We start from the raw sequence: 25330 nt of genomic DNA, 5'->3' as shown, positions 1-25330 counted from the left end.
ACATCTAAAGTGACATTTTTGTCATGTTGGGTGAAGAATAGCAAAGTTTGTCTATATTGAGTAATATCAGGTAAAGAGAATAATAGTGGAATTTTTGTCGATATATGATAAAAAAGGATAAAAAATGTAAAAATATAATTCTAAATTCCTAGCAAAATGTTATAATTATTTTTGTTTTAAAAGAAAATATTACAATTTTTATAGGAGGATATCATGCAAAAGTGGAAGAAGTTTCATATACTGGTCGTTACGGTACTGTTACTGGCATTACTGGGCCCTGTAGCAAAGCTGGACCAGGTTTCAGCGGATGTGGGTAGAATTAATCTCTCGGAAGTTGAACATCATAATTTTGGTCAAATGTCTTTAAAATGGGATGCTTATGTTGAGATTGGAAAAGAATTTGACAGATTTGAAATCATCCAAAATGGTGAAATCCTTGTTGTCGAAAACCTTACCCCGGTCCGTTCAAAGGAGCAAGGGGATGGTCTTTATAAATTCGTAGAGTATGAGTTCATAGGTATTTCGCCAGAAGCTGAAGAAGGTTCAGTGATTACCTATCAAGTAAATGGATGGAGTAATAATGAGCTAATTCACACCTCTAACGTGGTTACCGTTACAATGCCAGGTATGGATGGCCCTGATGAACCGGAAGATATTAATGAAGACTTATACTTGGGTCTGGATAAGGCAACGGATGAGTCTATTACAATATATTTCTCTTATGTTGGCTCACAGGCAGTAGATCACTACAAAGTTTTGGTTGATGGTGATGAAGTTGGAGAAGAGGATGAAGAGGGCTTGTTCCGGATTGTAAACTTATTACCTAAAACTGATTATGAAATAACTGTAATTGCGGAAGATGTAAATGGTCAAACTATTCTTGAAACTACAGAGGTTTTTTCCACTTTAAATGCGCCAACAGGGGCTATGGTTAAATTCCCTGATAAAATTCTTGAAGCAGCGATTAAAGAACAATTGGGATTAGAACGAGATTTACTAGAAAGTGATTTAGAGCAAATAGTGTCACTTGATCTTTATGAAAAGGGAATTTCAGATTTAACTGGTATTGAGAAATTGGTTAATTTAGAATGGTTAGAACTTAGTTATAATCAAATTGTGGATTTAACCCCACTTACTCAATTATCAAAGCTGGACGCCTTAGATTTAACAGGTAATCCTATCACAGATGGTAGGCCTCTAGGTCAAATTTCATCTTTAACCTCTTTAGATTTAGGATCTGTAAAAATAAAGGACTTTTCTTTTTTAAAAAATTTACAAAAATTAGATAGTCTCCGATTAGATGATAATCAGTTAGAGAATATCGAGTTTTTATCGGGAATGGAAAATTTAGTAGGCTTAACTCTGTATGATAACAATATTTCAGATTTGAACACGATATTGTCGTTATCAAACTTAGAATTTTTAGAGTTGAAAAATAACCCTATTGTAGATCTTGCCGGTATTGAAGGGTTACAGAAATTGATGATTCTCGACTTACGGTTAACACAAATAACAAATATTTCTGCTGTGGAACAACTTGCTCATCTAAATTATTTAGTACTGGGTAACATGCCAAAGTTAGATTTATCTGAGTATTCACCAGCAAGAAATACGATTCAAAAGTTAGAAGAGAAGGGTGTTCAAGTATACTTTAATGACCCAGCGAAGGAAGTAAAAAATTTACTTCATGTGAATCAAGTGTCTACAGATTCTATTAGTGTTTCTTGGGACAATTACGAGAATTACGATGCCCAGATGGTTTCAATCAACGACGATTATTATGAGCTTGAAGGTAAAGAGAGTTTTGAGTTTACTCACTTAAAACCGAATACAAATTATTTCTTAACGCTTGAATTAGTTAACGATTCGGATGATAACATTTATAGCACAGTTCAAGTCCGTACACTACCAGTTGAAACCGGTGAGCCAGAACACCCATCTACAGGGGATGGAGAAGGTAATACAGAACAGCCGGGAACAGGGAATGGCGGCAGTGAGAAGCCTGGAACTGGAAATAATCAAGGTACTGAGCAACCTCAGCAAAATAACGGTTCGGATGGGCAAAACAATAATTCTGGTGGTAACGCAGGACAAGTAACGAAAGATGTTACGGTTGTTGTCCCTACTGTAAAAGGAAACCAAGCAGCTGTTTCAACTACTGAAGTAGTGAAAGTAGTAACCGGCGGAACATTTATGGTTAACCTTGGAAAAGAAATAAAAGAAGAAATAGACGTTGTCCTGACCAAAGAGCAGATTCAAAAGCTTAAAGAAAAGGGAGCAGCACTTGCTGTGAAAAATGAAGCGGTTTCCCTTCATATTCCAATTAGTATTTTTGCAGATGAAACCACAAGTGTGACATTGAAGAAGCTTCCAACAGTAACAAATGCTGTTAGTGATGTCTATGATTTTACGATTACACAAGGTAACAAGGTTGTCAGCCAATTTAGCCAGCCGATTACATTAACCTTCAATGTAAACCTAGATGGAGTGAAAGATCCTTCGAAATTAAAAGTATTTTATTACAATGAAAAAACAGGGAAATGGGAAAATATTGGTGGAACTTTTGCTAATGGTGTAGTAACCGCAGAAACCAGCCATTTTAGTACGTATACTGTTTTTGAATCAAATGAATCGAATGTTTCCACTCAGGGAACTGGTTCTGTTGTAACGAAGAGTGAGGGTGAAAATCTTCCAAATACAGCAACTTCCATGTTCAACTATTTAGCAATTGGAATGATTCTCCTTTTAATAGGAACAAGCCTATTGTTAGTTAATAGAAGAAAACAAGCGTAAAAAAACCGTCGGAGAAATCCGACGGTTTTCTTTTGAACAGCAGTCTGAGGCACCTGCTTATTTTAGTAAATCATGAAATAAGCCTTCTAATTCTTCTACGGTTGCCATGCCGTTTGCAAATACGCGGCCATCTGGTTTCAACCTAATTTCTAAGCGATTTGGTTTGCTCATTAACTCCTCCTTCAAGTGGAGATAGCGGTCGGTTAAAAAGTGATAACGCTGATTGGCTGACCCGACCCATGGCCGGCTGAGGTCTCGCTGTTCCTTGATAAAAGGGCCATCAATCAGCAGATCCGTTACATTTAATAAGTCATTCCAGTCCTTGCGATTTGCCTTGCGAATATCTTCGAGCAAATATCCTGAAAAGGTCATCACCGACAGGCCTTTCTCCTTTAAACGAGCCCCTAATTTAGCCAAGGATGCAGCTTGCTCAAAAGGCTCGCCGCCTAAAAAGGTAATCCCTTCTACCTTAGGTCCTTCAATGATCCGCTGAACCAATTCCGAAACGGTCACATCGTAACCACCCTTGGTGGACCATGTAAAGGGAACGGCACAGCCGGAGCAGCGAATCGGACATCCTTGAACTTGGATACAGACCCTTTCACCTGGACCCTCCACTCGGGTAAAGGGAATAAATTGATGTAATCGTAGCTTCATTAAAAATCAACCATCCGTCCGGACCATGCTTGCGGCTGATCTTCCTTAGGGACTGTGACCACTACAAGTGGACGAATTCTTTCGACGATATGTGGTTTCAAACCCAAGGGTTGAGAAAAATCTTCTAAGGAGCGGAAGCCACCCCTGTTTGCACGTTCTTTTATCGCTTTCTTTGCCAAAATTGCCCCAACCCCTGGAAGCTCGGCCAGTTCCAGCTCTGAAGCATGATTGAGGTCAAGCGGAACAGAATTCACCATTTGAACGGGATTGCTATCAACCATTTTACGGCTTGGTTGTGGTACAGGAATCTGCTGTCCGTTCATTTGTGATGATGCTGTTTCCTGTTTTAATCTCACACCATATTCAGATTCAATCTTTCCCCTTAATCTCCGTTCTTCTTCAGGTTTTGCTAGTTCAACTGCCTCCAAGCGAAGCAGGTACTCTTTACGAATTCGGAAGGCATGGATTATCGAGGAAATCCATCCTACCATCAGGGCTAATCCAATTGGTATTTCACCTACATAGAACAGTTCATCAAAAATGATAAAGAGAATAAATGGAAAGGAATAAAGTGCTCCATACATTTTCCACTTTTTATATTTTGCTTTATGGCCAATCACAAAGAAAGCTACCCAATTTAACACAATGGTAAAGGTGAATAGAATCCATAAGGAATTCTTAACCTCCCAAAAAGTCTTCTTATTCATATTTCCAATCCTCCTAAAGTGGTTCATTCATAGGTGGCATTATTTCTCGATATTGAGTGTGATCACAATCGAGTTATCGTCTAACACTTCTTCTGATTCAATCGATAAATTTTTATCGGCAGCCCGTTGTTTCAGTTTTTCATAAACAATGGATTGAACACAGCGCTTATACTCATCATCCACATCAGATAAATACAGAAAGATTTCGTGTAGGTTTAGTGGATTTTTCATTTCAAGGGTAAAAGGTGCATCGTCATACTGACGGAAGGTTAGCTTTGTCCCTTGAACGGTACAAGTAATCGTACCATCGTCCCCTTGAATCGGATTGACTCCAAACTCTTTTAACGTGCGGGTTAAAATTTGTCCATCCCGGAAGTTGGTAGGGAAGGATTGGATGGATTCACTAGTAAGTTGTTCTTCTACTTGGTGAATATCGCCGATGAAGATTTTTCGCTGCGATTTTTCTTCAATATCGTTCATAAACTGCTCGAGAACCGATGGTGAATCTGATTTTGCAAAAATAGCGTGCCATTTTCCATCGACCTGTTCCCAATAGAAGAACTGCTTTCCACCATCTAAATGAGTCTTAATACTACCACCCGTTTTTTCGGCATCATAACCTGCTCTTCGTAAGGTTTTCACAAGGTCTAGTTCGTTCGTAAAGTTGGTTGCTACCTTCACTTGCATGGAATCTGCCCAGTCATGAAATTTGTCGTTGCCCATTACAGCTCTTAATGTAAGGGCAATGGGAATGAGGGCTAATGACACAGACATGCTAAAATTCCCCCTTTGCTTTCTGGTTTAGTTTGTTTAATTCGGAGAGTTCGAGTTCTTCCGATTCAAAATATTCCGGGGTATATTCCGAGTCAATCGTTTCTGCCTCTAGTAATTCTTCCAGGATCGAAATATAATCGGTGCATTTTTTTCCTTTTATACCTAAAACCTCTGCTTGAATTTGACCATCCTGGAAAATTTGGATTTTCAATTGTTTTGACACCTAAATACACCATCCTCTGTTTTAAGGCTCTTTTCTGTAAAATTGTTGCTTATCATAAAAGAAGGCATCTGATGACCGTCAAGCAAGGAAACCGAAGCTAGAGGTCATCAGAGAGACGATCTGATTCCCATCAAGCAAGGAAACCGAAGCTAGCGGCCATCAGAGAGACGATCTGATTCCCATCAAGCAAGGAAACCGAAGCTAGCGGTCATCAGAGAGACGATCTGATTCCCGTCAAGCCAAGAAAACCAAGCTAGCGGTCATCAGAGAGACGATCTGATTCCCATCAAGCAAGGAAACCGAAGCTAGCGGTCATCAGAGAGACGATCTGATTCCCGTCAAGCAAGGAAACCGAAGCTAGAGGTCATCAGAGAGACGATCTGATTCCCATCAAGCAAGGAAACCGAAGCTAGCGGTCATCAGAGAGACGATCTGATTCCCATCAAGCAAAGAAAACCAAGCTAGTGGTCATCAGAGAATGCATCTGATTCCCATCAAGCAAGGAAACCGAAGCTAGCGGTCATCAGAGAGATGATCTGATTCCCATCAAGCAAGGAAAACCAAGCTAGTGGTCATCAGAGAATGCATCTGATTCCCTCTAAACAAGAAAACTCATAAATAAGGGCATCAGTGCTTGAGTGCATGTGCAAATTAATTTGCTATCTCTAATTCGAAAGATTCGAAACAACTAAGGTCCTTCGGAGACAATAAAAGCAACAGTGATTGCAAAAGCCGTCACTCTAAAAGTCTACCGCTCTACCACCCCGTGATTTCCGGACATCCTCGTCATCCTTGGTTAGTGACATTTTCTCGACTGCCTGTTCATTCTTGTATTCCACCCGATCTTCTTTTGGAGTGGCCGCCACCGCACGAACATTTGCCCAGGCTCGAATGGCCTGGATTTGTTCTGCTTGGGTCACAGAAAGGGGGACGGTATTACGAATGGCCCTCTCAAAATCAGCGAATTCAATGCTCCGGTCCTCCGAAAAGGCCTCAAATAACGCCGAAATCACCACTTGCTCCACTTCGGCTCCTACAAATCCCTCTGTTAATTGGGCAAGTGCTTCCAATACTTCGTCCGTCGCTTCAAACTTTCCGATCACATCAGCGTCCGTTAATCGTTTCTGAATATGGACCCGGAAGATATCCAACCGTTCATTCATCGTAGGCAGGTCAACGAAGAAGATTTCATCGAAACGGCCTTTCCTCAGCAATTCCGCTGGAAGGGAATGGATATTATTGGCTGTTGCCACCACGAATACAGGCTTCGTTTTCTCTTGCATCCATGTCAAAAAAGTTCCAAAAATCCGGCTTGACGTTCCGCTATCTCCTCCAGAGGAAATCCCGCTGAACCCTTTTTCAATTTCATCAATCCACAGAATCGACGGTGAAATGGCTTCAACCGTTTGAATCGCTTTTCGCATATTTTCTTCACTGCTGCCAACAATCCCGCTAAAAATTTTTCCCATATCTAGGCGAAGCAGGGGGAGTTGCCACATCGCACTAATCGATTTGGCAATCAAGCTTTTTCCGCAGCCAGGGACACCGGTGATGAGAACTCCCTTCGGTGAAGGTAATCCATATTTCTGTGCTGAATCCAGCCAGGATTTATCCCGTTTCTTTAGCCAGCGCTTTAGGTTTTCGAGTCCGCCAACATCCTCCATTTTCAGATCACTTTTTATGAATTCGAGAATACCGGATTTTTTGATGATCTGCCGCTTTTCTTCCATAATAATCTCAACATCATTTACATCTAATCGGCCGTCCTCGACCATGGCTCGAGCAAAAGCATTCTCCGCTTCATGGAGGGTCAACCCTAATGCCGCTTTTACCAGTCGTTCTTTTTCATCCTCTTTCAAATCAATGACAATCCGCCCGCTGCGTTGGTTGGCATGTATCATCTCATCTAAAACGGACTTAATTTCGGAAAAAGATGGGAGGTCAAAGTCGACAATGGTCACATCCTTTTGCAAATCGTCTGGCAGGACGAGGCTTGGGCTGACAAAGATTACATTTTTCGGGCTTGGGCTTTGCTTCAATAAGGGTAAGAGATCCCGAACTTTGCGAATGAGCTGATTATCTCCAGGCCGTCCATTTACCCCAAAGTACACATGGAAGTCTTTCAAGATAAAGATGGCTGGTTCATCGTATTTTTCAATAAACTCGAGTGCTTTTAAAGGAGCCTTCGAGTCCTCTTTGCCTTTTTGCCCATTCTCGGACAATCCAGTTGTTACACTCCAGGTAAAAACCTTCCGAGGGGTCTTGATTAGGCTTTCATCCGTGACAACCGAGCGAATCACAGAAACTGCCCGCTCCTCTTCCCATGTTGCCATATATAAATAGGGGAAACGTGCTTTTAATAGATTAGAAAGATAGATTTTAAAATGAGAATTGGTTTGTTCCGACATTCCTATTGATCTCCTTTATCCCGCATTAACGGGTAGTAAATCCCCACTGAAAACTTGAGGAATAACCAAAGTGTATAGATGGGGGATAACTGCTCGTAAATGCCCGATTGGTTCAACTAACAATCATTGGGGGATGAAAAAAACCCCCAATGATTGAAGTTTCACCTTAAATAAATTCTAAGAATTTCCTTTTATCATACACCGAAATGGGTTAAGACAAAGAAACTACTAAGATAAAAATTACAAAATAAGACAAAAGTCCTATGAACAATGCCGTGTTTTTCGACTTGGATACAGTCAAAATTTCCTGTTTTTTGTCAATAATTATCAAAAAGAAGGAGATTTCTAGATTTTGTGATAAAATTTTATTGGTAAAAAAATTCCAAGATAAAGAACAGAATGAATACAGTTATTTCATAAGCTTCAAATGGGATGGAACAAGGGGAAGTTAAACAAATGATCGTAAATTTAATTAGTAAAACGAGGATCCACTCGATTACTTTACCTGAAAAAATTAGAGGGCAATATTGGCTCTATGATTCTACAAATACAAAAAAGCTTATTGGGATTGAAGGAATCAATGAAGAGTGGATTCTAAAGTCCAATAAGGATGTTAAGGTTGTTGACAGCTCGGGCAAACCCATTCGAAATACGGTGTTAAGCCCGTTAAGTATTTATAACTTGGCGATGGAAGGTCAAGAGGGTAAATCAATCGTCTTTATCGAGCCGAGTACGGATGACCGCCAGATATTTACGAAATATTTGGTTAATCAAGATATCGATATCTCAATTGGGAGAACTGAGCAAAATGATGTCGTACTAGCCAATCGATTTGTATCGGCCTCACATGCAAAGCTTTCATTCCGGAACGGTCAATGGAGCATTGTCGATCAGAATAGTACGAATGGAACCTTTATTGCAGGAGAGAGAGTGACCAGTAGGAAATTAAAAAATGGCGACATGATTTACATCATGGGATACAAAGTGATTGTTGGTAGCTGTTTCGTGGCTTTTAATAATCCCGATGGAACCCTATCCCTACGCACGAATGCTTTAAAGCCTTTTATTAATCAACCAGTCGAATCTCCAGATGAAGAGGAGGAGTATGAAGCTCCTGCCCCTGAATATTTTTATCGCTCACCGCGATTTAAGAGGGATATAGAAAAGGCAGAAATAAAAATTGACTCCCCACCGCCGAATGCGATTGGGGAAGAGATGCCGCTAATGCTAGTGCTTGGTCCTTCTGTGACGATGGGAATGGCCTCGATGGCAACGGGGATATTTGCGGTTAATAATGCGATGGCAACGGGCGATTTTTCCAGAGCAATGCCTTCGATTGTCATGTCCTGCAGCATGCTCTTAGGAACGATTCTTTGGCCGATCTTGTCCAAGAAATATGATATGAGACGCAGACGTAAAAAGGAAAAGATTCGTCAAGAGAAATATAAAAAATACCTAGATAAAATCGCGGTCCTTTTTAGTGAGGAAGCGGAGAAGCAGGAAGAAATTCTCCGAGAAAATCATGTTCCCATGGAGAATTTGATTCAGCGAATTGAAAAGGTCGAACGAAATCTATGGGAACGCGGCCCGGGGCAAAATGATTTTCTTAAATTAAGGGTCGGAACAGGCAACGGTCTTTTAGCTGCTGATATTAGCTACTCTGAAAAAAAATTCTCGATTGATGATGACAATCTAGAGGAAGAGTTGTACACACTCATTGAGTCTCCGAAAGTATTAAAAGATATTCCAATCACGTTATCACTCTTTGAAAATTACATATCCGGTGTCATTGGTGACCGCAAACAAACGATTGAATTTGCCAAAGGATTAATTTTTCAAATTGCCGCTTTATATAGTTACGATGAGGTCCGAATGATCTTTGTGTATGATGTCGAAGAGGAGGAGCATTTTGGTTTTACCAAGTGGCTACCCCATGTTTGGAGCAATGACCGTAAGTTTCGTTATATTGCAACCAATCCGAATGAAGTAAAGGAAGTTTCAGCTTTCGCTGAACAAGAATTAACGGTCCGTCTCGCTAATCAAGGGAATGAAATCGATGACGTGAAGCCTTATTATATTGTGTTTGCCTTGAGTAAACAGCTGTCGATGAGGGCGGAGATGTTAAAGCAGATTTATTCGAAGAAAAAGAATATGGAAATCAGTGTTATCACTTTTTATGATGAACTGAAAAATCTCCCTAAAGAGTGTACGATGGTCGTCGAACTGGATGAAAAAAGCGGCCGGCTTTTTGATAAAAACGATATTACGGGTAAATCAACAGATTTTATCCCGGATATTTACTTAAATGCTGATCCTTATGAGTTAAGTGTCAAGTTGGCCAATGTGACAATTGATACTTCTGCAAATTCCTTTCTTTTACCGAATATGGTCACTTTCCTAGAGTTATTTGGGGTAGGGAAGGTGGAGCATTTAAATGCACTCACAAGGTGGCAGGACAATGATCCAACGAAATCATTGGAAGCGGCCGTTGGTGTCGATACAATGGGCGAATTATTTAAATTGGATCTGCATGAGAAATTTCATGGCCCCCATGGATTGGTAGCGGGTATGACTGGTTCAGGTAAGAGTGAGTTTATCATTTCCTATATCCTATCATTGGCCGTAAATTACCATCCCAATGAGGTTGCCTTTATTTTAATCGATTATAAAGGCGGCGGAATGGCGAAGTCTTTTGAAAAACTGCCGCATACAGCTGGGATTATTACCAATTTAGATGGTGCAGCGATTAAAAGATCACTCGTTTCGATTGAAAGTGAATTGAAACGCAGACAGGCAATGTTTGCAGAGGCAAGTAAAGCTGTAGGAGAGAGCAATATTGATATTTATAAATATCAAAAGCTTTATCGTGAGGGTGTTGTCAACGAACCGCTCCAGCATTTATTCATCATTTCGGATGAGTTCGCAGAGCTAAAAACGCAGCAACCGGAGTTTATGACCCAGCTTGTTAGTGCCGCCAGGATAGGTCGAAGCCTTGGAATCCACTTGATTTTAGCGACACAAAAACCAAGTGGTGTGGTCGATGATCAGATTTGGAGTAATAGTAAATTTAGGGTCAGCCTGAAGGTTCAAGAACGAGCCGACAGTATGGACATGCTGAAACGACCGGACGCGGCTGAGCTGACAGATACAGGCCGCTTCTACCTTCAAGTCGGTTACAACGAATTATTTGAAATGGGGCAGTCAGCTTGGGCAGGGGCGCCTTATTATCCATCTGATAAGGTCGTTGTTGAAAAAGACAATAGTGTGGTCGTGATCGATCGCAATGGCCGTCCGATTAAACAAGCGAAATTGGATAATAAGAAAACGCTGTTTACCAATCCTAAAAAGCAAATGGATGTTATTACGGACTATTTAAGAAATATTGCGGCTGAAGAACAAATTAAAATTAGGCCGCTTTGGCTGGAGCCGATTCCTGCCATGATTCTATTAGATGATGTGAAGAAGAAATACAAGATAGGTAAAGAGAATCCATTGGTCTTGAATCCGGTAATTGGTGAGTATGATGACCCGGTAAGACAGCAGCAATGCATCCTTCGCCTGCCACTGACAGAAGAAGGCAATACGATCGTCTATGGGGTGGCTGGAAGTGGCAAGACAACGTTCTTAAATACGATGGTCTATTCCTTGATGCAGGAGCACACACCTGATGAGGTAAATATCTATCTACTAGATTTTGCCTCGGAAACATTAAAGGCCTTTGCCAAATCCCCACATGTGGGCGATGTCATCCTTTCCTATGAAGGAGAGAAAATCAGCAATCTATTTAAGATGCTGCAAATGGAAGTGGAATTCCGCAAGAAGCTATTTGCTGATTATGGGGGCGATTATGCTTCCTATCTCAAGGCTACAGGTGAAAAACTGCCGTCAATTGTTGTGGCGATTAATAACTTTGCGGCCTTTACTGAAATATACGAAGAAAAAGAAGCGGCCGTATCCTACCTTTCACGTGAAGGAACAAAGTATGGAATCTACTTTGTCTTAACGGCTCTTGGAACCAGTGGGGTTCGATTCCGTTTACTGCAAAACTTCAAGCAATTGTTAACTTTACAGCTAAATGATGAGACCGATTATGCGACTGTGGTTGGTAAAACAGATGGATTATACCCATCCAAATTCAAAGGCAGAGGTCTTGTGAAGAAGGACGCGGTCTATGAATTCCAGATTGCCCAAATCACCGCTAATTCGGTACCATTCCAGTTTATCCAACAGGAATCCCAGAAGCTTCAAAATGCTTGGAAAGGGAATATGGCCAAGAAGATTCCGATCTTACCAGAGCGGGTAGATAGCGAATTCTTGACAGAATATGTTCGCGGCAAAGGAAGCCTAACCGTTCCAATCGGGGTAGAGAAGAACACGCTGAATGTTCACTATTATCCATTTGGCCGCTCCTATCTCAATATGATTTTATCTGCTTCAACAGAGCACCAAGCCTTAACCTATGACTTATCAAGGTTTATGGCGGAAAAAGGTGGATTAGATGTCACGTTAATCGATGGCCAGCAAGCCTTTATCGATAGAACGAATGATGGGCTTACTTATTGTTCAACCATTAAAGACTTTGAAAATGTTGTCGCCGCACTGTTTGACCTGGTGCTTTATCGAAATAATACCTATAAAGAGGCGCTTGAAAAGGGGATGGACGTGGAGCACTTTGACCATAAAGTCATTGTCATTCATTCTATCGCTGCCTTAAAAAATGCTCTATCAAAAGAAGGGGCGGAAAAGCTTGGCTTACTTCTCGAAAAGGGCGAGACTAAGTATAATCTGACATTCATCATTGCGGAGCAATCTAAGAATCTATCAGGAATTACTTTTGAGAAATGGTATAAACACCATATCAATCCGAGTGAGGGCATTTGGGTTGGCGGCGGCATCATGGAGCAATTTAACCTGAAGGCGACAAAACCAAGCGCGGAAATGCGCGAGGATATGACAGCTGAATTTGGCTTCTCCTTACAAAATGGCAAAGGGGTAAAAGTCAAGCTCTTAAACGATAGAGTGGAGAAGGGGGATATCGATGAATAAAGTACTTGTTGAAATTTTCCTTCCCGCTGCGGGTAAAAGCTTTGATGTTTACCTTCCATTAGAAAGTCAAATGAGTGAAGTAGTCGTGCTGGTCTCCGCTCTATTAAGCGATTTATCCGATGGCAAATACAAAGCCAACGACAATGCTGTGTTGTGTGATGCAGCAACAGGAATTATTTACAATATTAACATGGCGATTGCAGAACTGGGCATCACGCACGGTTCTAAGCTCATGCTGATATAAATTAATACAAATCGAAAGGGGAAAAGGAACATGGGAAAACGTATTAAAGTTACTCCACAAGATCTTGAAACAGCTTCAAAGAAGCTTGCTGAGTTATCCGAGTCTTACACAAGCATTTACACACAACTTATGCAGGCTGCAAGCACAATGGGAGAAGCATGGGAAGGGGAAGACAACCTTGCCTTTGTTGACCAAATCAATGGCTTCAACGATGACTTGAAAAGCATGGCTGACAAGCTATTAACAGCAAGCCAAACACTTGAAACACAAAGAGCTAATTATGCATCGATTCAAGATAGCAACACCGTTCAGGTAAGAAAACTAACAAACTAATTATTTGAAAGGAGTGGGAGAAATGGCTGGACATATTAAAGTAAGTACTGCTCAAGTTGGTGATATTGCCACACAAATCGAGGGATTAAATACTAGATTGGCAGAAGAGTTAAAAAATAGCCAAAAAACAATTCAAAATTTATCTAACGTTTGGGAAGGGGAAGCATCCCAGGCAACGGTTGGAGCTTATGATAGCTTCGCAGCAAAATACTTCCAAAACTATCAAGACATTCTAGATAACTATGTAAAATTTCTACGAATGAATGTTGACCAAGGCTACTTCGAAACAGAAACGGCCAATACAAACTTAGCTGACGCATTTAAATAAAAATTAAAATCTAAAGGCGATGGATACCCGTCGTCTTTAGTCACATTCTGAAAACAACTCTCATGGAGGGTGTAAATAGATATTCCCAATTGGCTCTGAGGAAAGAAGGGATAACTTTGCTGAAAAATATATTAAAAAAGGTGAGTGGGGTTGTAATGGCGCTATCCATTTTCAGTTTAATCGGCTGTAGTGAAATTGATAAGCAACAGGCAGCTGATGTCGAAAAAATATTAAAGGAAAAATATGACCAAGAATTTAAAGCGACCCATATTGGTGAGCGCTATGGAACAGCGAGTAATGATACGGTAACGACTTATTTACACCCTTCTGATAAGGAAAATGTTGTTTTTAGTGCCGTAATGAATAAAGATGAAGAGTTGGTTTCCGACAGCTATATCCCGCGTCTTATCAGTGATCAATTAAATCAAATTTTAAAAGAGGAACTAGCCTCGAAAGGAATTGAAAGTGATACGTACACTTTCGTTATGAATAATGAAAAATCTAGTTTCACAGAGACTAACCCGGATATCTCTTTAAATGATTATGTGACCAACTATAAACCAGAATATTTTTCCGGCCATATGATTGTGAAGGAAACACCTGACTTAACACCAGAACTTTTTGAATCTGCGTTAAGGGCTGTATATGAAGCAGGCTTAAATACCGATTACCAAGTAGGTATCCGGGTTATCTCTGCAGATGAGTATGAGGAATGCCTAGAAAAATTCAAAGTACTACCAGAAGTTTCTAGTTCATGGTTTCGTGATTACAACGTAGTAGAAGAGATTGACGCTGTAGTGGATGCAAATGGGTTTAATTATGCTAAAGCAGGCGTTGCTGAGGACGGTGAGTAATATTGGCAGCAGATAAGAGCTCTTTAACAGACCAAGACCTAAAATTTGCCACGGATATCGCATATCTAGATCTAGAAGTCCTAAAAGACAATGGTCGTAAACAAATTCCCGGTTCCACCGGTGCAGGAAACAATCAGGGGAATACGGTTGGAGATCTTTTGAAAATACAGCCAGAAGGACGAGGAGACGCAAAGTCCTATGATCATCTTGTTGCTGGAAAAGATACGAAAGGTGACCAGAGTATCAGCTTAAGTGCTGATAAAATCAATAATCTCCCCGATCACGCATTGGATTGGAAAATAGCTCATACGTTTGATCGAAATAACCCTGGACAATCCGGCTTTTATGGTGTCGTTATTGAAACCGATAAAGGGTTAATTGTATCTTTCCGCGGAAGCGAAGCACCCAATGAATTACAAAATATCCATCAAGATTGGATTAATGCTGACCTTGCGCTTCTAGAAGGCAGAGTGACAGATCAGCAGCAAGATGCAAATGCATTTTTAAGAGAATTGAAGGAAATGGGCTACTTTGAAAAATACGATAATATTACCTTTGCGGGGCATTCTTTAGGGGGGAATCTTGCAGAGCATTCCACCTTCTATGCTGCAGAACTGGGAGTCATTGACAGGATCGACAGAACCATCAGTTATGATGGACCTGGATTTACTCAAGAATATATAGAGAAATATAAAGAATATATTGAGATGGCCACAGGCACCGTCGACATGGATCATGTGGAGCAATCTTTAGTTGGCGGATTGATGCAGCGTGTAGATGGGATTAATTACTTTTTTTCTGAATTAATCGGGAAAGGCGCTGTCCAGCACGGTACGGAGAATGTCAAATTTAATCCTGACGGCAGCATTGTCACCACTGACCAACCATCAGCCCTATCAACGGCACTATCAAAATACATTACTTCTCCATTTACTCAGGGAATGGATCGCCTTGTCAGTCCAGAGGCTGCAGCCTTATTCACTACGGCCTTGGTCGCAATTACCGGAGCAGGATGGGCGCTAAAAGATGCTCTATTTAAAGACGGAAAGTTAACTACAGCTGGGAAAACAGTAGTGGCAACGATAGCAGGTGGTTTAGCAGGGATTGCCATCGCCTTAGGTCCAGTAGGAACGGCAGTAGCAGCCGTTGCCGTAACCGCTGCCCTCGTAAAATTAGTTATTGGTGTCGTTATCGTGGCGGCCGTCTTTGTAGCGGCGGTGATTGCCTATGACTTTATCATGGACCAAATTGAAGCATTTGTGGATTATATGATTAATGATTTTATTCCGAAAGCACTTGACTTCGTGACGGAAACGGTTGGGAAATTCGTGAACTGGTCGAAGGAAAGACTGGCGGAATTCGGGAATATGCTCAAGAATGGCTACAAAGCATTTATGGACGGTTTAAGTCATCTTTTCGGAGCGGGTCCGAAGGTCGCTGCAACTCCTCATATTAGAATTGATACTTACAAGCTGCGCCAATACGCAGAGCGTCTAGAAAGCCTAAAAGCACGTATTTCTTCTGTTGATTCTGACTTGAATATCCTATATTTAACAGAGGGCTTTCTGGATATTATCAATTTAGCGATTGCGGAAAATTTACCAACAAAGGGCCAGATGAATAAAGTCATCAACTATCTTCAGGATACAGCTGCGGAGTTTGAAGCAGCAGAAAAACGAATTATGAGCATTTAGGATAAGTGGTCGTCTCGTCCTTAGTCTTAATTCAAAATAATTCTTCTATGGTAAAAATAATCTAAATCGGCTATGGAAGAGAGTAGGAAAAATATGTTTAAGAAATTTCTTATAAAAGTGAGTGTGCCTGTTATCGCCATTTCGATTTTAAGTTTGCTAGGCTGTAGTGATATAGAAACGCGGAAGGCAGAAGATGTCGAAAAATTGCTGAAGGAAAAATATAAGAAAGAATTCAAAGTAACCCATATAGGCGGCGGTAATGGAACAGAGGCTAAAGAAACCGAAACTACTACTTATGGGCATCCCTTTGATAATGAGAGTTTAGTCATCAAAGCTGTTGTGGATAAAAATGGAGAGCTGGTAGCTGATAACTATATTCCACGTTTAATAAGTGATTCATTAAATCAAGTTTTAAAGAAAGAACTAGAATCTGCAGGGATTGAGGGTGAGTCAAACACTCTAGTGATGGATGCGGATAGTTTTTCAGAATCTAACACGGAAATTTCATTAGAAGAGTTTGTGAAAACTTACAAACCAGAATATTTTTCAGCTGATATGATTGTGAAGGAAACGACTAATGTAACTGCTGAATCATTTGAAAAGGCATTACAGGCTGTTTATAAGGCTGGTTTAAATACAACTTTCCAGGTTAATATTCATGTTATTTCAAAGGAGGATTACCAAGCCTGTTTAAAAAAATTCAAAGAGCTATCTGAAATATCAAATAGTATGTATGTGGATTATGAAGTACTAGATGAGATGAAATTATATATCGATTCTGAAGGTTTTCATATTCATCAGGGTAGTAAGGTTGATGATTAGCGTTGTGAAATAAAAAAGAATTTATTGACCAACAGCGGAAATTTGATGTCATAGGGAACTAGGTCAGCAGAAAAACGAATTATGAGCATTTAGATGAGGTGAGGAGAAAATGGGGTTAGGCACGATCAAATCTGAATTAAGCAGCATTATACGAGAGCTTGAAAGTATTAAATCCGGACTCGCATCTGGGTTTGAGGGCATCGGCAGCGAAAGAGCCGCCAATAAGATTGGTGATTTTATTGATGAGTGCGAGCGTGCGAGGAGAGCATTAGGCAGGGTCAATCCTTCCAATCTCTCCGAAGCATTTTTAAGCAAAAAGGAAAAAAGCTGATTTAAGGGGGTAAGAAGATGTCAAATCAAATTCAAGTCGATACAAATAAGGTAGTGGCGGCGGCTGATCGGATAGGCGAATTAAACCAGGATATAGATCACGAGTTTGAAAGACTTGAAAAGGCGATTCAACGTTTAAATGGTAGATGGAACAGCCGCGCCTCTCATGTGGTGATTGGCAAATTCTATTCTGTTCAGAACAATTTTAAAGATAGCCGGTTTAAGGTGATGCAGGACTATACGAACTTCCTAAAACAGCAGGTGTCAGACGGCTACAATGTGACGGAAACGGGGAATACAAGCCTAGCAGATGCTTTCAAATAGGGAGGGATGGAAATGAGTTCGTTCATCGATGTCGATTATAGAGAGTTTGAGAAAGCGGCAGATGCGGTGGAAGATTATGTCGCAAAGCAAAAACAAAAGATGAAGCAGGCAAATCAAGAGGTAACAAAGCTTGGTGCAAGCTGGCAGGGCAAAGACTTTCAACAGTTTCAATCAAAGTGGAACGAGCTTGATGATGGTTCGTCCACAGCAGGTGCCTTGCAAAAGACGCTTGAGGATTATGCTGATACATTAAGATATGTAGGAGATCAATATAAAAACGCACAGAAGAAGGCACTTGATTGGGTTAATAGTTTATAAGAAATCGTTTGGAACGTAAAAATATTCATAAAAAATCTAGGTTTACCCATTAAAGGCGATGGTCCGCCGTCGCCTTATGACGATTGAAAAGAACCCCATGTGGTTAATATATAGAATACTATTTTTTAAGACCTTTATGCGTCATTAAAAAATACAGAAACGAAAGAAGCAATTTTGCGAAATTTGGAGAATGATGATGCAAAAAATGGTAACTTTTATCCTTATGATTTTCTTAGCTTTAGGAGTAAGCGGCTGTTCCATTTTCGGTCCCGATCGTGACGACATCGCGAAAAAACTCTTGAAGGAAAAATACAATGAGGATTTTGATATTCTTAGCTCGGGTGAAGGGCATGGCATCCTGCCTTATGATACGTTTAAGGTCGTCGCTGCCCCGAAGAGTAATCATAACTTATTATTTGAAGCTAAGGTTGAACAAGAAGGCGCCTATATGATTGATGAATATGTTGAGGCGCTAGTGGAAGACGAAATTAAACAAATTGTCAGCGGTAAAATCAGTGAGCTGACGGATGGATTTTTTATGAAAGTCTATGTCGCTTATGGCGGTACAAAAATTAAAAGTAAAGAGTCTGTTACCATAGAGAAATTCAGGAATATAAGTCCAGATACACCCCTTGTAATTACCTTGCTATTGGATAAAAACAAGATGGCAGCAATTAATGCTGAAACAGAATATCGCGTGCTGCAGGAATTATTTTTGGAAGAGCTCCCATATAATGCGGCAACGGAAATTTACTATACGGACGGGGATATCCTGAAAAAGGCAGAGGATTATTTTAAGGAAAATGCAGAGACTTACAGTAATTTTGACGAATTGATCGAAGGATATAAGGATAATGGCTTTGGTGTTAATGTAGGTCAAATAAATGTATCATTAGATCAATTTAAACAGCAAAGACAGGTGCAGTAACAATGCCGTAAAAGAAGGTTTTAATAAAGAAAGGCGAGGAATTATGGGGAAATTTAATCGAGTTTTTATATTTTCTATTGCAATTATTTCGTTAATAGGAGTGAGCGGCTGTATGCATATCTTTTCAAGTACTCCCAATCGGGCTGAAATTGCGAAAAAACTCTTGAAAGAAAAGTACAATGAAGAGTTTGATATTTTTGCATCGGGTGAAGGGTATGGCACCTTAAAGAATAACACATTTAAGGTAATCGCTGCGCCAGAGGGGAATAAAACTTTATTGTTTGAAGCTAAGGTTGAAAAAGAGGGAGCTTGGATGACTGACCAGTACGTCGAGGCGCTGGTGGAAGACGAAGTCAAACAAATTACTAGCAGTAAAATTAGTGAGCTGACGGATGAGTTTTTCATAAAAGTCTATGCCGCTTATGGCGGTACAGAAATAAATGATAAAAAGTCTGTTTCTCTAGAGAAATTTAGAAGTATCAGTCCAGACACACCACTGGTGATTACCTTGCTATTGGATAAAAACAAAATGGCTTCTATAGCTGCAGAAACAGAATATCAAGTGTTGCAGGAATTATTTACGGAACAGATTCCCTACAATGCCTCCATGGAGATTTACTATACGGACGGGGCTGTCCTACAAGAGGCGGAGGAATATTTCAAGAAAAATGCTGAGACCTATTATGGTTTTGATAAAAAACTTGAAGGTTACAAAAGACATGGTCTTGGTGTCAATGCGGGCCAATTAAATGTAACATTAGAACAATTTAAAGAGCGAAGACAGGTACAGTAACGATGGCATATTCTGATCAGGATCTTTTTACCGTGTCTCAGCTTGCATATTATGAAATTAGTGAAAAGGATATTAATGATTTGAAGGATAGAGGATTAGAACCCACTCTGGGCAATCTTCTTAAGAATGAAATAGAATTAAGTAACGACCTGAAAAAGGACCTGGAAAATGCTAAGAAAACAAAAGATCCTATTGTGATTAACAAGGCTCAAGGAGATCTGGATTTATATAATCAACTTACTGATCCTGACTCAAAATACAGTAATTGGAAGGTTGTCAATGTCAGAGATTACAATGATGAAACCGGGTTCTACGGCCTTTTGATTGAAACAAGCCCCAATAATGCAATTGTTGGCTTTAGAGGCAGTGAATCCAAGGGTAATCAGTTTGAAAAAGATTGGGCAAATACTGATTTTAAGATGTTAAACGAAGGCGTTGGTGTGGAACAGCAGAAAAATGCCGCTGATTATATGGAGTTTATCAATGACAAATATCAGTATGACGAATATGCCACGGCGGGCCACTCTCTCGGAGGCAACTTATCGTTCTTTGCGGCGATTACCGCCCCCTCGGAAATGAGGGCGAAAATTATCCGTTCCTTGAACGGGGATGGTCCTGGGTTCGCTCCTGAATTTCTGAACAATCCTCTTTATGCCGAGGGAATCCGCGATATGGCGGGGAAAATGGATCACTATCAGTGGTCCTTGATAGGTGCGATTTTAAATCCGGTTCCAGGTTCCAATTATATGTCGATAAAAACAAAGGATGTTGTGGATGGCGACTATGGGCTGAGCGCCTTGATGGGTAAACATAGTATGACGTTTGCTGAACTTGACGAGTATGGACGTGTCATTAAAGGTGAAATGGACGAGTTCGCTAAGAGTATCGGCCGTTTGACTCGGGAGATGGATGAACTGCCGGCAGGAGTCGGACACGTGCTGACAGGGATTGTGGAAGGGATTATGTCAATGTCCGATGGTCAAAAGAAACTGTTGGCAGGGGCGGTCATCGTCAACGTCGGAATGTTTTTTGCCACACATCCAGTTATATTTGCTACGACTGTGATCGTAGGGGTAACGTTTGCTGTAATCGGTTGGATTAACCCGGAGTTTTTTGGCGAAGTTTTAATACCTTTTATCGTTGATGCTCTTGCCTATACAGCCGATACGGCGCAAAGAGTAATTGAAGGTGTAAAAGCTATCATTACTGATGTGCTCGAGGGTGCAGAAGTAGCCAGTGAGGTCATCAATAAAATCATCGAGGGTGTTGCTGCCGGCTACAAAGCATTTTTGGAAGGCTTAAGTCATCTCTTCGGAGCAGGTCCGAAAGTGGCAGCCACCCCGCATATTAAAGTCGACACCTACAAACTGCACCATTTCGCTGAGCGCCTGGAAAGTGTAAAAGCACGTATTTTTTCCGTTGATTCTGACTTAAATTTACTTTATTTAACAGAGGGTCTCCTGGATATTATCAATCTAGCGATTGCAGAGAATTTACCATCGAAAGGTCAGATAAATAAAGTCATCAACTATCTGCAGGATACGGCTAGAGAGTTTGAGGCAGCAGAGAAAAGAATAATGAGTATTTAGGAAGAAGCTTATAGTTGAAGGGCGAATTATAATGAGAAGAGTTAAGATTTCAGTATGGACTTTATTAGCCATAATTTTTTTATTGGTAGCGAGTGGCTGTATGAAGAAGTCTGAGAGTTACCAAGAGGACATATTGAGTTATTTAGAGGCGAAATATAACGAAAGATTTGTAGTTGAGAGCATGAAGAAAGAAATAGGGATGGGAACTGAAGATAATATTTTCTCCTGAAGATATAAAAGGAAATTATTATGATAATTATGAGTATCCAGATGATTATTTTGCAAATCTAGACACTTGTACATCAAGTGCCATCCTAACGATTGAAAATGGTATTGCCATAGAGTCAAACCAGGATATTTTAACAATGTTAGAAGAGTAGGGTAGGAAAAGTTTCAAACATTCAAATGAGCAATGATCGTTTCCATTAACAGAGCAAATAATGATAAAGCAGGTGATAATGATGGGGAAAGCAACAGTCGAATTTAAGAAAAATAAATATGATGTGGTCAATAAGTTAGTCAACCCTGAGGCGATCAATGAACGTGAATTAAACGCGATTGCAGGGGGATTAATGGACAGTTTAATTCCTGTTACGACAGAGATGAATAAAAAAGGTGTCGTTTTAAAAAGCTCCATTATCGACAGGATGTCACTCAGAACTTATTTTAACAGTGTTGTCAGTAAGAAGATGTTTTTCGACGTGATTCTTCAAATGATCGCGGTTGTGAAGGAATGCGAAAGGAATTCCCTGAATGTCGGCAATCTTATGCTTGACCGTGACTACATATTTCTTGATCCCAGGACAAAACATGTGAAATGTATTTTCTGGCCGATCGTGAACAATCAAAACCCACGCGGGATTGCTGAGTTTTTCCATGAACTTCCCTTCCATGTCGTTTTTTCGAAACACGAAGATCATGGGTATATGCGAACTTATTTACAATATTTCCGAAAGCTTACCCCGTTTTCCATTAATAGCTTTGAAAAATTAATTCTTGAAATCACCGGTAAAACAGTAGATACCAAGTTCCATATTCCAACGGGGTCTGCGGAGATGCGAGGGGAGAACACTTCTTCTAAAGAGTTCAAAACGAATACTGGTAATATCTCTTATAACCCATTTCAAAACCAGGGCAATACGAATGATCCAAAATCCAAGGTTTGTTCCACCTGCAAAAAGGTATCAGAGGAATGGGCTAGGTATTGCTCAAACTGCGGGACCCCATTGAATATTGTTGACCCATTGCCAGGAGAGGTCTTAGACATTTCACAAGTGTTAGGGCTATCCGAAACACAAAGCTTTAGTGAAACGACGGTACTCGGTGCAGCGGAAGTAGGAGGCACAACCGTACTGGGTGCTGCTGTGATAGATGAATTGGCCTTCCCATACTTAATTAGGGAAAAGACGGAGGAGAAAATCAGCGTAAATAAGCCCTCGTTTAGAATTGGCAAAGAGAACAGCTATTGTGATTATTTCGTTTCCGATAATAACGCGATTAGCCGCAGCCATGCAGATATCATTACAAGGGATCAACGATACTACATTATTGATCATAACTCGACCAATAAAACCTACGTGGATGGTCGGGTAATCCAAGTGAAAAAAGAGATTGAGATATTCTCAGGCACAAAAATAAGACTAGCAAATGAAGACTTTGTCTTTTACATCTAAGTAAGGAAGGTGCTGAAATGGAAGTTATAACGGCAGCCTATACTGATAAAGGAATTCAGAAAGCAACCAATCAAGACAGCCTGTGTATAAAAATCGCTGAAACATCTGTTGGAAAGGTCGTTTTAGCCGTCATTTGTGATGGAATGGGTGGACTTTCCAAGGGAGAAGTCGCTAGTGCCAGTGTGATCCATGCCTTTTCAAGATGGTTTGATCAAGAGCTTCCTGTACTGCTTGCGAAAAACAACTACAACGATATCCAGTATCGCTGGGAGCGGATCATTAAAGAGCAAAACCAGCGAATAGCTGAGTACGGAAAGAGTGTAAGAATGCAGCTTGGTACAACCTGGACAGCACTGCTTTTAATTGATACCAAGTTTATGCTGATTGGTCATGTCGGTGATTCAAGAGTCTATCGAATTGGTCAAGAGCTAGAGATTATGACAGATGATCAAACCGTTGTTGGTAGAGAAGTCAGAAGGGGTACCATGACGCCAGAACAGGCAAGGGTCGATCCAAGGCGCAATGTTCTCCTGCAGTGTATCGGTGCATCCAAGCTGGTGGAGCCACAATTTATCCCCGGAACACCCGAGCCTGGTGAAGTGTATATGCTTTGTTCAGATGGGTTTCGTCATCGAATTACCGAGGAAGAAATCTATACTGCCTTTTTACCCCAGAAGCTAGTGAATGAAACCGTGTTGGAACAAAAAGCAAAAGAATTGGTGGAACTTAATAAGCAAAGACAGGAAACGGACAATATTTCTGTTTTGCTTGTTAAAATTCTGTAAGGATGGGGATCAAGGGTTGGCAGCGATTGGATCTGTTATAGAAGGAAAATATGAAATACTGAAGCTGGTTGGGCGGGGCGGAATGTCCAAAGTTTATCTTGCGATGGACAAGCGTCTTAACAAGCAGTGGGCAGTGAAAGAGATTGAAAAAAGAGCAAGAGATAAGAATAATGAAGTCATTATTCAGAGTGCGATTGCCGAAGCCAATATGATTAAAAGGCTTGACCACCCGTCCTTGCCGCGGATTGTGGACATCATCGACCATACGGATGTTATTTATGTCATTATGGACTATATCGAAGGCGAGCCGCTAAGTAAAATTTTAGAGGAGTACGGAGCACAGCCACAGGATATTGTGATTGAGTGGGCCAAGCAGCTCTGTGAAGTACTTGATTACTTACATACCTGTAATCCATCGATTATTTACCGTGATATGAAGCCGGCAAATGTGATGCTGAAACCCGATGGCAATATTAAACTAATAGACTTTGGGATTGCTAGAGAATACAAGGAACAGAATCTGGCAGACACGGTCAGTCTCGGGACAAAAGGGTACGCCGCGCCGGAACAGTTCGGAGGGAAAGGACAGACCGATCCACGAACGGATGTCTACTGTCTAGGAGTTACACTTTATCATTTAGTGACAGGACATAATCCTTGTGAGCCGCCTTATGAGCTCTACCCGATACGCCATTGGAATCCTGGCCTTTCGGGAGGATTGGAAAGAATCATTCAAAAATGTACTCAGCTTAATCCGGAAGATCGATATCAGTCTTGTGCCGAGCTATTATATGCACTGAACCATTATGAGGAAGTGGATGACCTCTATCGGGAAAAACAAAAAAGGAAGCTGCGCCAATTTGTGATGGTTACCGGAGCGGCACTTGTCTGCTTAATCAGTGGGATTTTTAGTCAAGTGATGAAAATCCAAACGAATAATGCCGATTATAACAGTCATATCCAAATGGCTGAGAAAGCTTCCACAGATGCCAATAAAGTTAGCTATTATTTGCAGGCCATTGATATTAAGCCTACCGAGACAGAAGCTTATTTAGGATTAATCGATGCGTTTAAAAGTGATGCCGCTTTTTCAGTTGAGGAAGAAGAAAAATTCAAGAAGAAAATAAATGGGAATCTGATAGACTTCCGAGAAAATCCTAAATATGCAGACCTTGCCTTTGAAGTCGGGAAAATCTATTGGTATTACTATGATTATGGTAAATCTGAGAATAGTGACAACCAAATCACAAGAATGAAAAGCTCGATTCAATGGTTTGAAGATGCCGTTTCCTATGGCAGTAAAGAAAGTGATTATTTTGAGATGGCTACGATTTATCGAGATATCGGCAAGTTCCATCAGGAAATTACCCTTCACATAGAAGAAGCATCTGATAAGGGAAAATACCGTCCTTATTGGGATAATATCAAGGGTCTGATTAAAATAATAGACAAGAATCCCGATGAGAGTGAAATGGTGAAGCTTGAACTCTATAAACTAACGATGTATTCGATTGAAACGTATGCGAGGAAGTTTAAATTAGATGGCATAAAGGAAAATGATATCCGTGAGATTACGGAAACCGTCAAGAAAAGTACGAAACAGGTAGAGGTTACTGCTGAGAAAACTGAAAACATAAAAAAGGATGTCATCAACCGCTTCGAATTAACTGCTCAAGCGATTGATCATGCTTATCGAAACGAATAGGG

At 40.5% G+C, this 25330-nt stretch carries 23 protein-coding genes; 18 read left to right on the top strand and 5 right to left on the bottom strand.

The features are described 5' to 3' along the window. Positions 1-213 precede the first annotated feature (213 nt). A complete protein-coding gene (locus ACWM35_RS11400) occupies positions 214-2793 on the top strand; it encodes a leucine-rich repeat domain-containing protein (protein WP_454818428.1) in 2580 nt (859 codons plus the stop codon). 57 nt (positions 2794-2850) lie between these two features. Here the strand turns inward: ACWM35_RS11400 and ACWM35_RS11395 are convergent, their stop codons facing one another. The 5 genes from ACWM35_RS11395 to ACWM35_RS11375 form a co-directional block, all read right to left on the bottom strand. Further along, the gene (locus ACWM35_RS11395; RefSeq protein WP_454818426.1) at positions 2851-3450 is read right to left on the bottom strand and encodes a 4Fe-4S single cluster domain-containing protein; all 600 of its coding nucleotides are present in this window, start codon (positions 3448-3450) and stop codon (positions 2851-2853) included. After that, positions 3450-4157, bottom strand: a complete 708-nt coding sequence (locus tag ACWM35_RS11390) for a ComEA family DNA-binding protein (protein ID WP_454818424.1) — start codon at positions 4155-4157, stop codon at positions 3450-3452. The genes ACWM35_RS11395 and ACWM35_RS11390 overlap by 1 nt, the downstream gene beginning before the upstream one ends. Before the next feature lie 39 nt (positions 4158-4196). Then, positions 4197-4931, bottom strand: a complete 735-nt coding sequence (locus tag ACWM35_RS11385) for a hypothetical protein (protein WP_454818422.1) — start codon at positions 4929-4931, stop codon at positions 4197-4199. 1 nt (position 4932) lies between these two features. After that, on the bottom strand, positions 4933-5142 hold the full coding sequence (locus ACWM35_RS11380) for a DUF2997 domain-containing protein (protein WP_454818420.1): 210 nt from the start codon (positions 5140-5142) through the stop codon (positions 4933-4935). Positions 5143-5894: 752 nt separating this feature from the next. Further along, the gene (locus ACWM35_RS11375) at positions 5895-7562 is read right to left on the bottom strand and encodes an AAA family ATPase (protein WP_454818418.1); all 1668 of its coding nucleotides are present in this window, start codon (positions 7560-7562) and stop codon (positions 5895-5897) included. Positions 7563-8018: 456 nt separating this feature from the next. On the opposite strand from ACWM35_RS11375, the gene essC reads away from it, so the two are divergent. The 17 genes from essC to ACWM35_RS11290 all read left to right on the top strand — a co-directional run bounded on the left by essC (position 8019) and on the right by ACWM35_RS11290 (position 25328). After that, a complete protein-coding gene (gene essC / locus ACWM35_RS11370) occupies positions 8019-12608 on the top strand; it encodes a type VII secretion protein EssC (RefSeq protein WP_454818416.1) in 4590 nt (1529 codons plus the stop codon). Then, positions 12601-12852: a methyltransferase gene (locus tag ACWM35_RS11365; RefSeq protein WP_454818414.1), complete on the top strand. Its 252-nt coding sequence runs from the start codon at positions 12601-12603 to the stop codon at positions 12850-12852. The genes essC and ACWM35_RS11365 overlap by 8 nt, the downstream gene beginning before the upstream one ends. 30 nt (positions 12853-12882) lie before the next feature. Further along, entirely contained in the window at positions 12883-13185 is a 303-nt protein-coding gene (locus tag ACWM35_RS11360; RefSeq protein WP_454818412.1) for a WXG100 family type VII secretion target, read from the top strand. 22 nt (positions 13186-13207) lie between these two features. Next, positions 13208-13513, top strand: coding sequence for a WXG100 family type VII secretion target (locus ACWM35_RS11355; RefSeq protein ID WP_454818410.1), 306 nt, complete (start codon positions 13208-13210; stop codon positions 13511-13513). A gap of 116 nt (positions 13514-13629) precedes the next feature. Further along, the gene (locus tag ACWM35_RS11350) at positions 13630-14367 is read left to right on the top strand and encodes a hypothetical protein (RefSeq protein ID WP_454818408.1); all 738 of its coding nucleotides are present in this window, start codon (positions 13630-13632) and stop codon (positions 14365-14367) included. Positions 14368-14369: 2 nt separating this feature from the next. Beyond that, positions 14370-16061, top strand: coding sequence for an Mbeg1-like protein (locus ACWM35_RS11345; RefSeq protein WP_454818406.1), 1692 nt, complete (start codon positions 14370-14372; stop codon positions 16059-16061). 93 nt (positions 16062-16154) lie between these two features. After that, entirely contained in the window at positions 16155-16883 is a 729-nt protein-coding gene (locus tag ACWM35_RS11340; RefSeq protein ID WP_454818404.1) for a hypothetical protein, read from the top strand. Positions 16884-16992: 109 nt separating this feature from the next. Beyond that, on the top strand, positions 16993-17214 hold the full coding sequence (locus ACWM35_RS11335) for a hypothetical protein (protein WP_454818402.1): 222 nt from the start codon (positions 16993-16995) through the stop codon (positions 17212-17214). Between the two features lie 17 nt (positions 17215-17231). Beyond that, positions 17232-17537 (top strand): hypothetical protein, encoded by a 306-nt coding sequence (locus tag ACWM35_RS11330; RefSeq protein ID WP_454818400.1) that lies wholly within the window; start codon positions 17232-17234, stop codon positions 17535-17537. A gap of 12 nt (positions 17538-17549) precedes the next feature. Next, the gene (locus ACWM35_RS11325; protein ID WP_454818398.1) at positions 17550-17855 is read left to right on the top strand and encodes a WXG100 family type VII secretion target; all 306 of its coding nucleotides are present in this window, start codon (positions 17550-17552) and stop codon (positions 17853-17855) included. A gap of 196 nt (positions 17856-18051) precedes the next feature. Beyond that, positions 18052-18783 (top strand): DUF5037 domain-containing protein, encoded by a 732-nt coding sequence (locus ACWM35_RS11320; RefSeq protein ID WP_454818396.1) that lies wholly within the window; start codon positions 18052-18054, stop codon positions 18781-18783. A gap of 112 nt (positions 18784-18895) precedes the next feature. Further along, complete coding sequence (locus tag ACWM35_RS11315; RefSeq protein WP_454818394.1) at positions 18896-19576, top strand: hypothetical protein; 681 nt, start codon at positions 18896-18898, stop codon at positions 19574-19576. A gap of 2 nt (positions 19577-19578) precedes the next feature. Next, a complete protein-coding gene (locus ACWM35_RS11310) occupies positions 19579-21165 on the top strand; it encodes an Mbeg1-like protein (protein WP_454818392.1) in 1587 nt (528 codons plus the stop codon). Positions 21166-21196: 31 nt separating this feature from the next. Further along, on the top strand, positions 21197-21394 hold the full coding sequence (locus ACWM35_RS11305) for a hypothetical protein (protein WP_454818390.1): 198 nt from the start codon (positions 21197-21199) through the stop codon (positions 21392-21394). A 232-nt stretch (positions 21395-21626) separates the two neighbouring features. After that, positions 21627-22838 (top strand): FHA domain-containing protein, encoded by a 1212-nt coding sequence (locus ACWM35_RS11300; RefSeq protein WP_454818388.1) that lies wholly within the window; start codon positions 21627-21629, stop codon positions 22836-22838. A gap of 17 nt (positions 22839-22855) precedes the next feature. Further along, positions 22856-23623, top strand: a complete 768-nt coding sequence (locus ACWM35_RS11295) for a PP2C family protein-serine/threonine phosphatase (RefSeq protein ID WP_454818386.1) — start codon at positions 22856-22858, stop codon at positions 23621-23623. Positions 23624-23639: 16 nt separating this feature from the next. Then, positions 23640-25328, top strand: coding sequence for a serine/threonine protein kinase (locus ACWM35_RS11290; RefSeq protein WP_454818384.1), 1689 nt, complete (start codon positions 23640-23642; stop codon positions 25326-25328). Positions 25329-25330: the final 2 nt, after the last annotated feature.

It is taken from the genome of Neobacillus sp. K501, from assembly GCF_053749995.1.
Note: the sequence above shows the minus strand (reverse complement) of the source record. Positions and strands in the feature narration are given on the sequence as shown.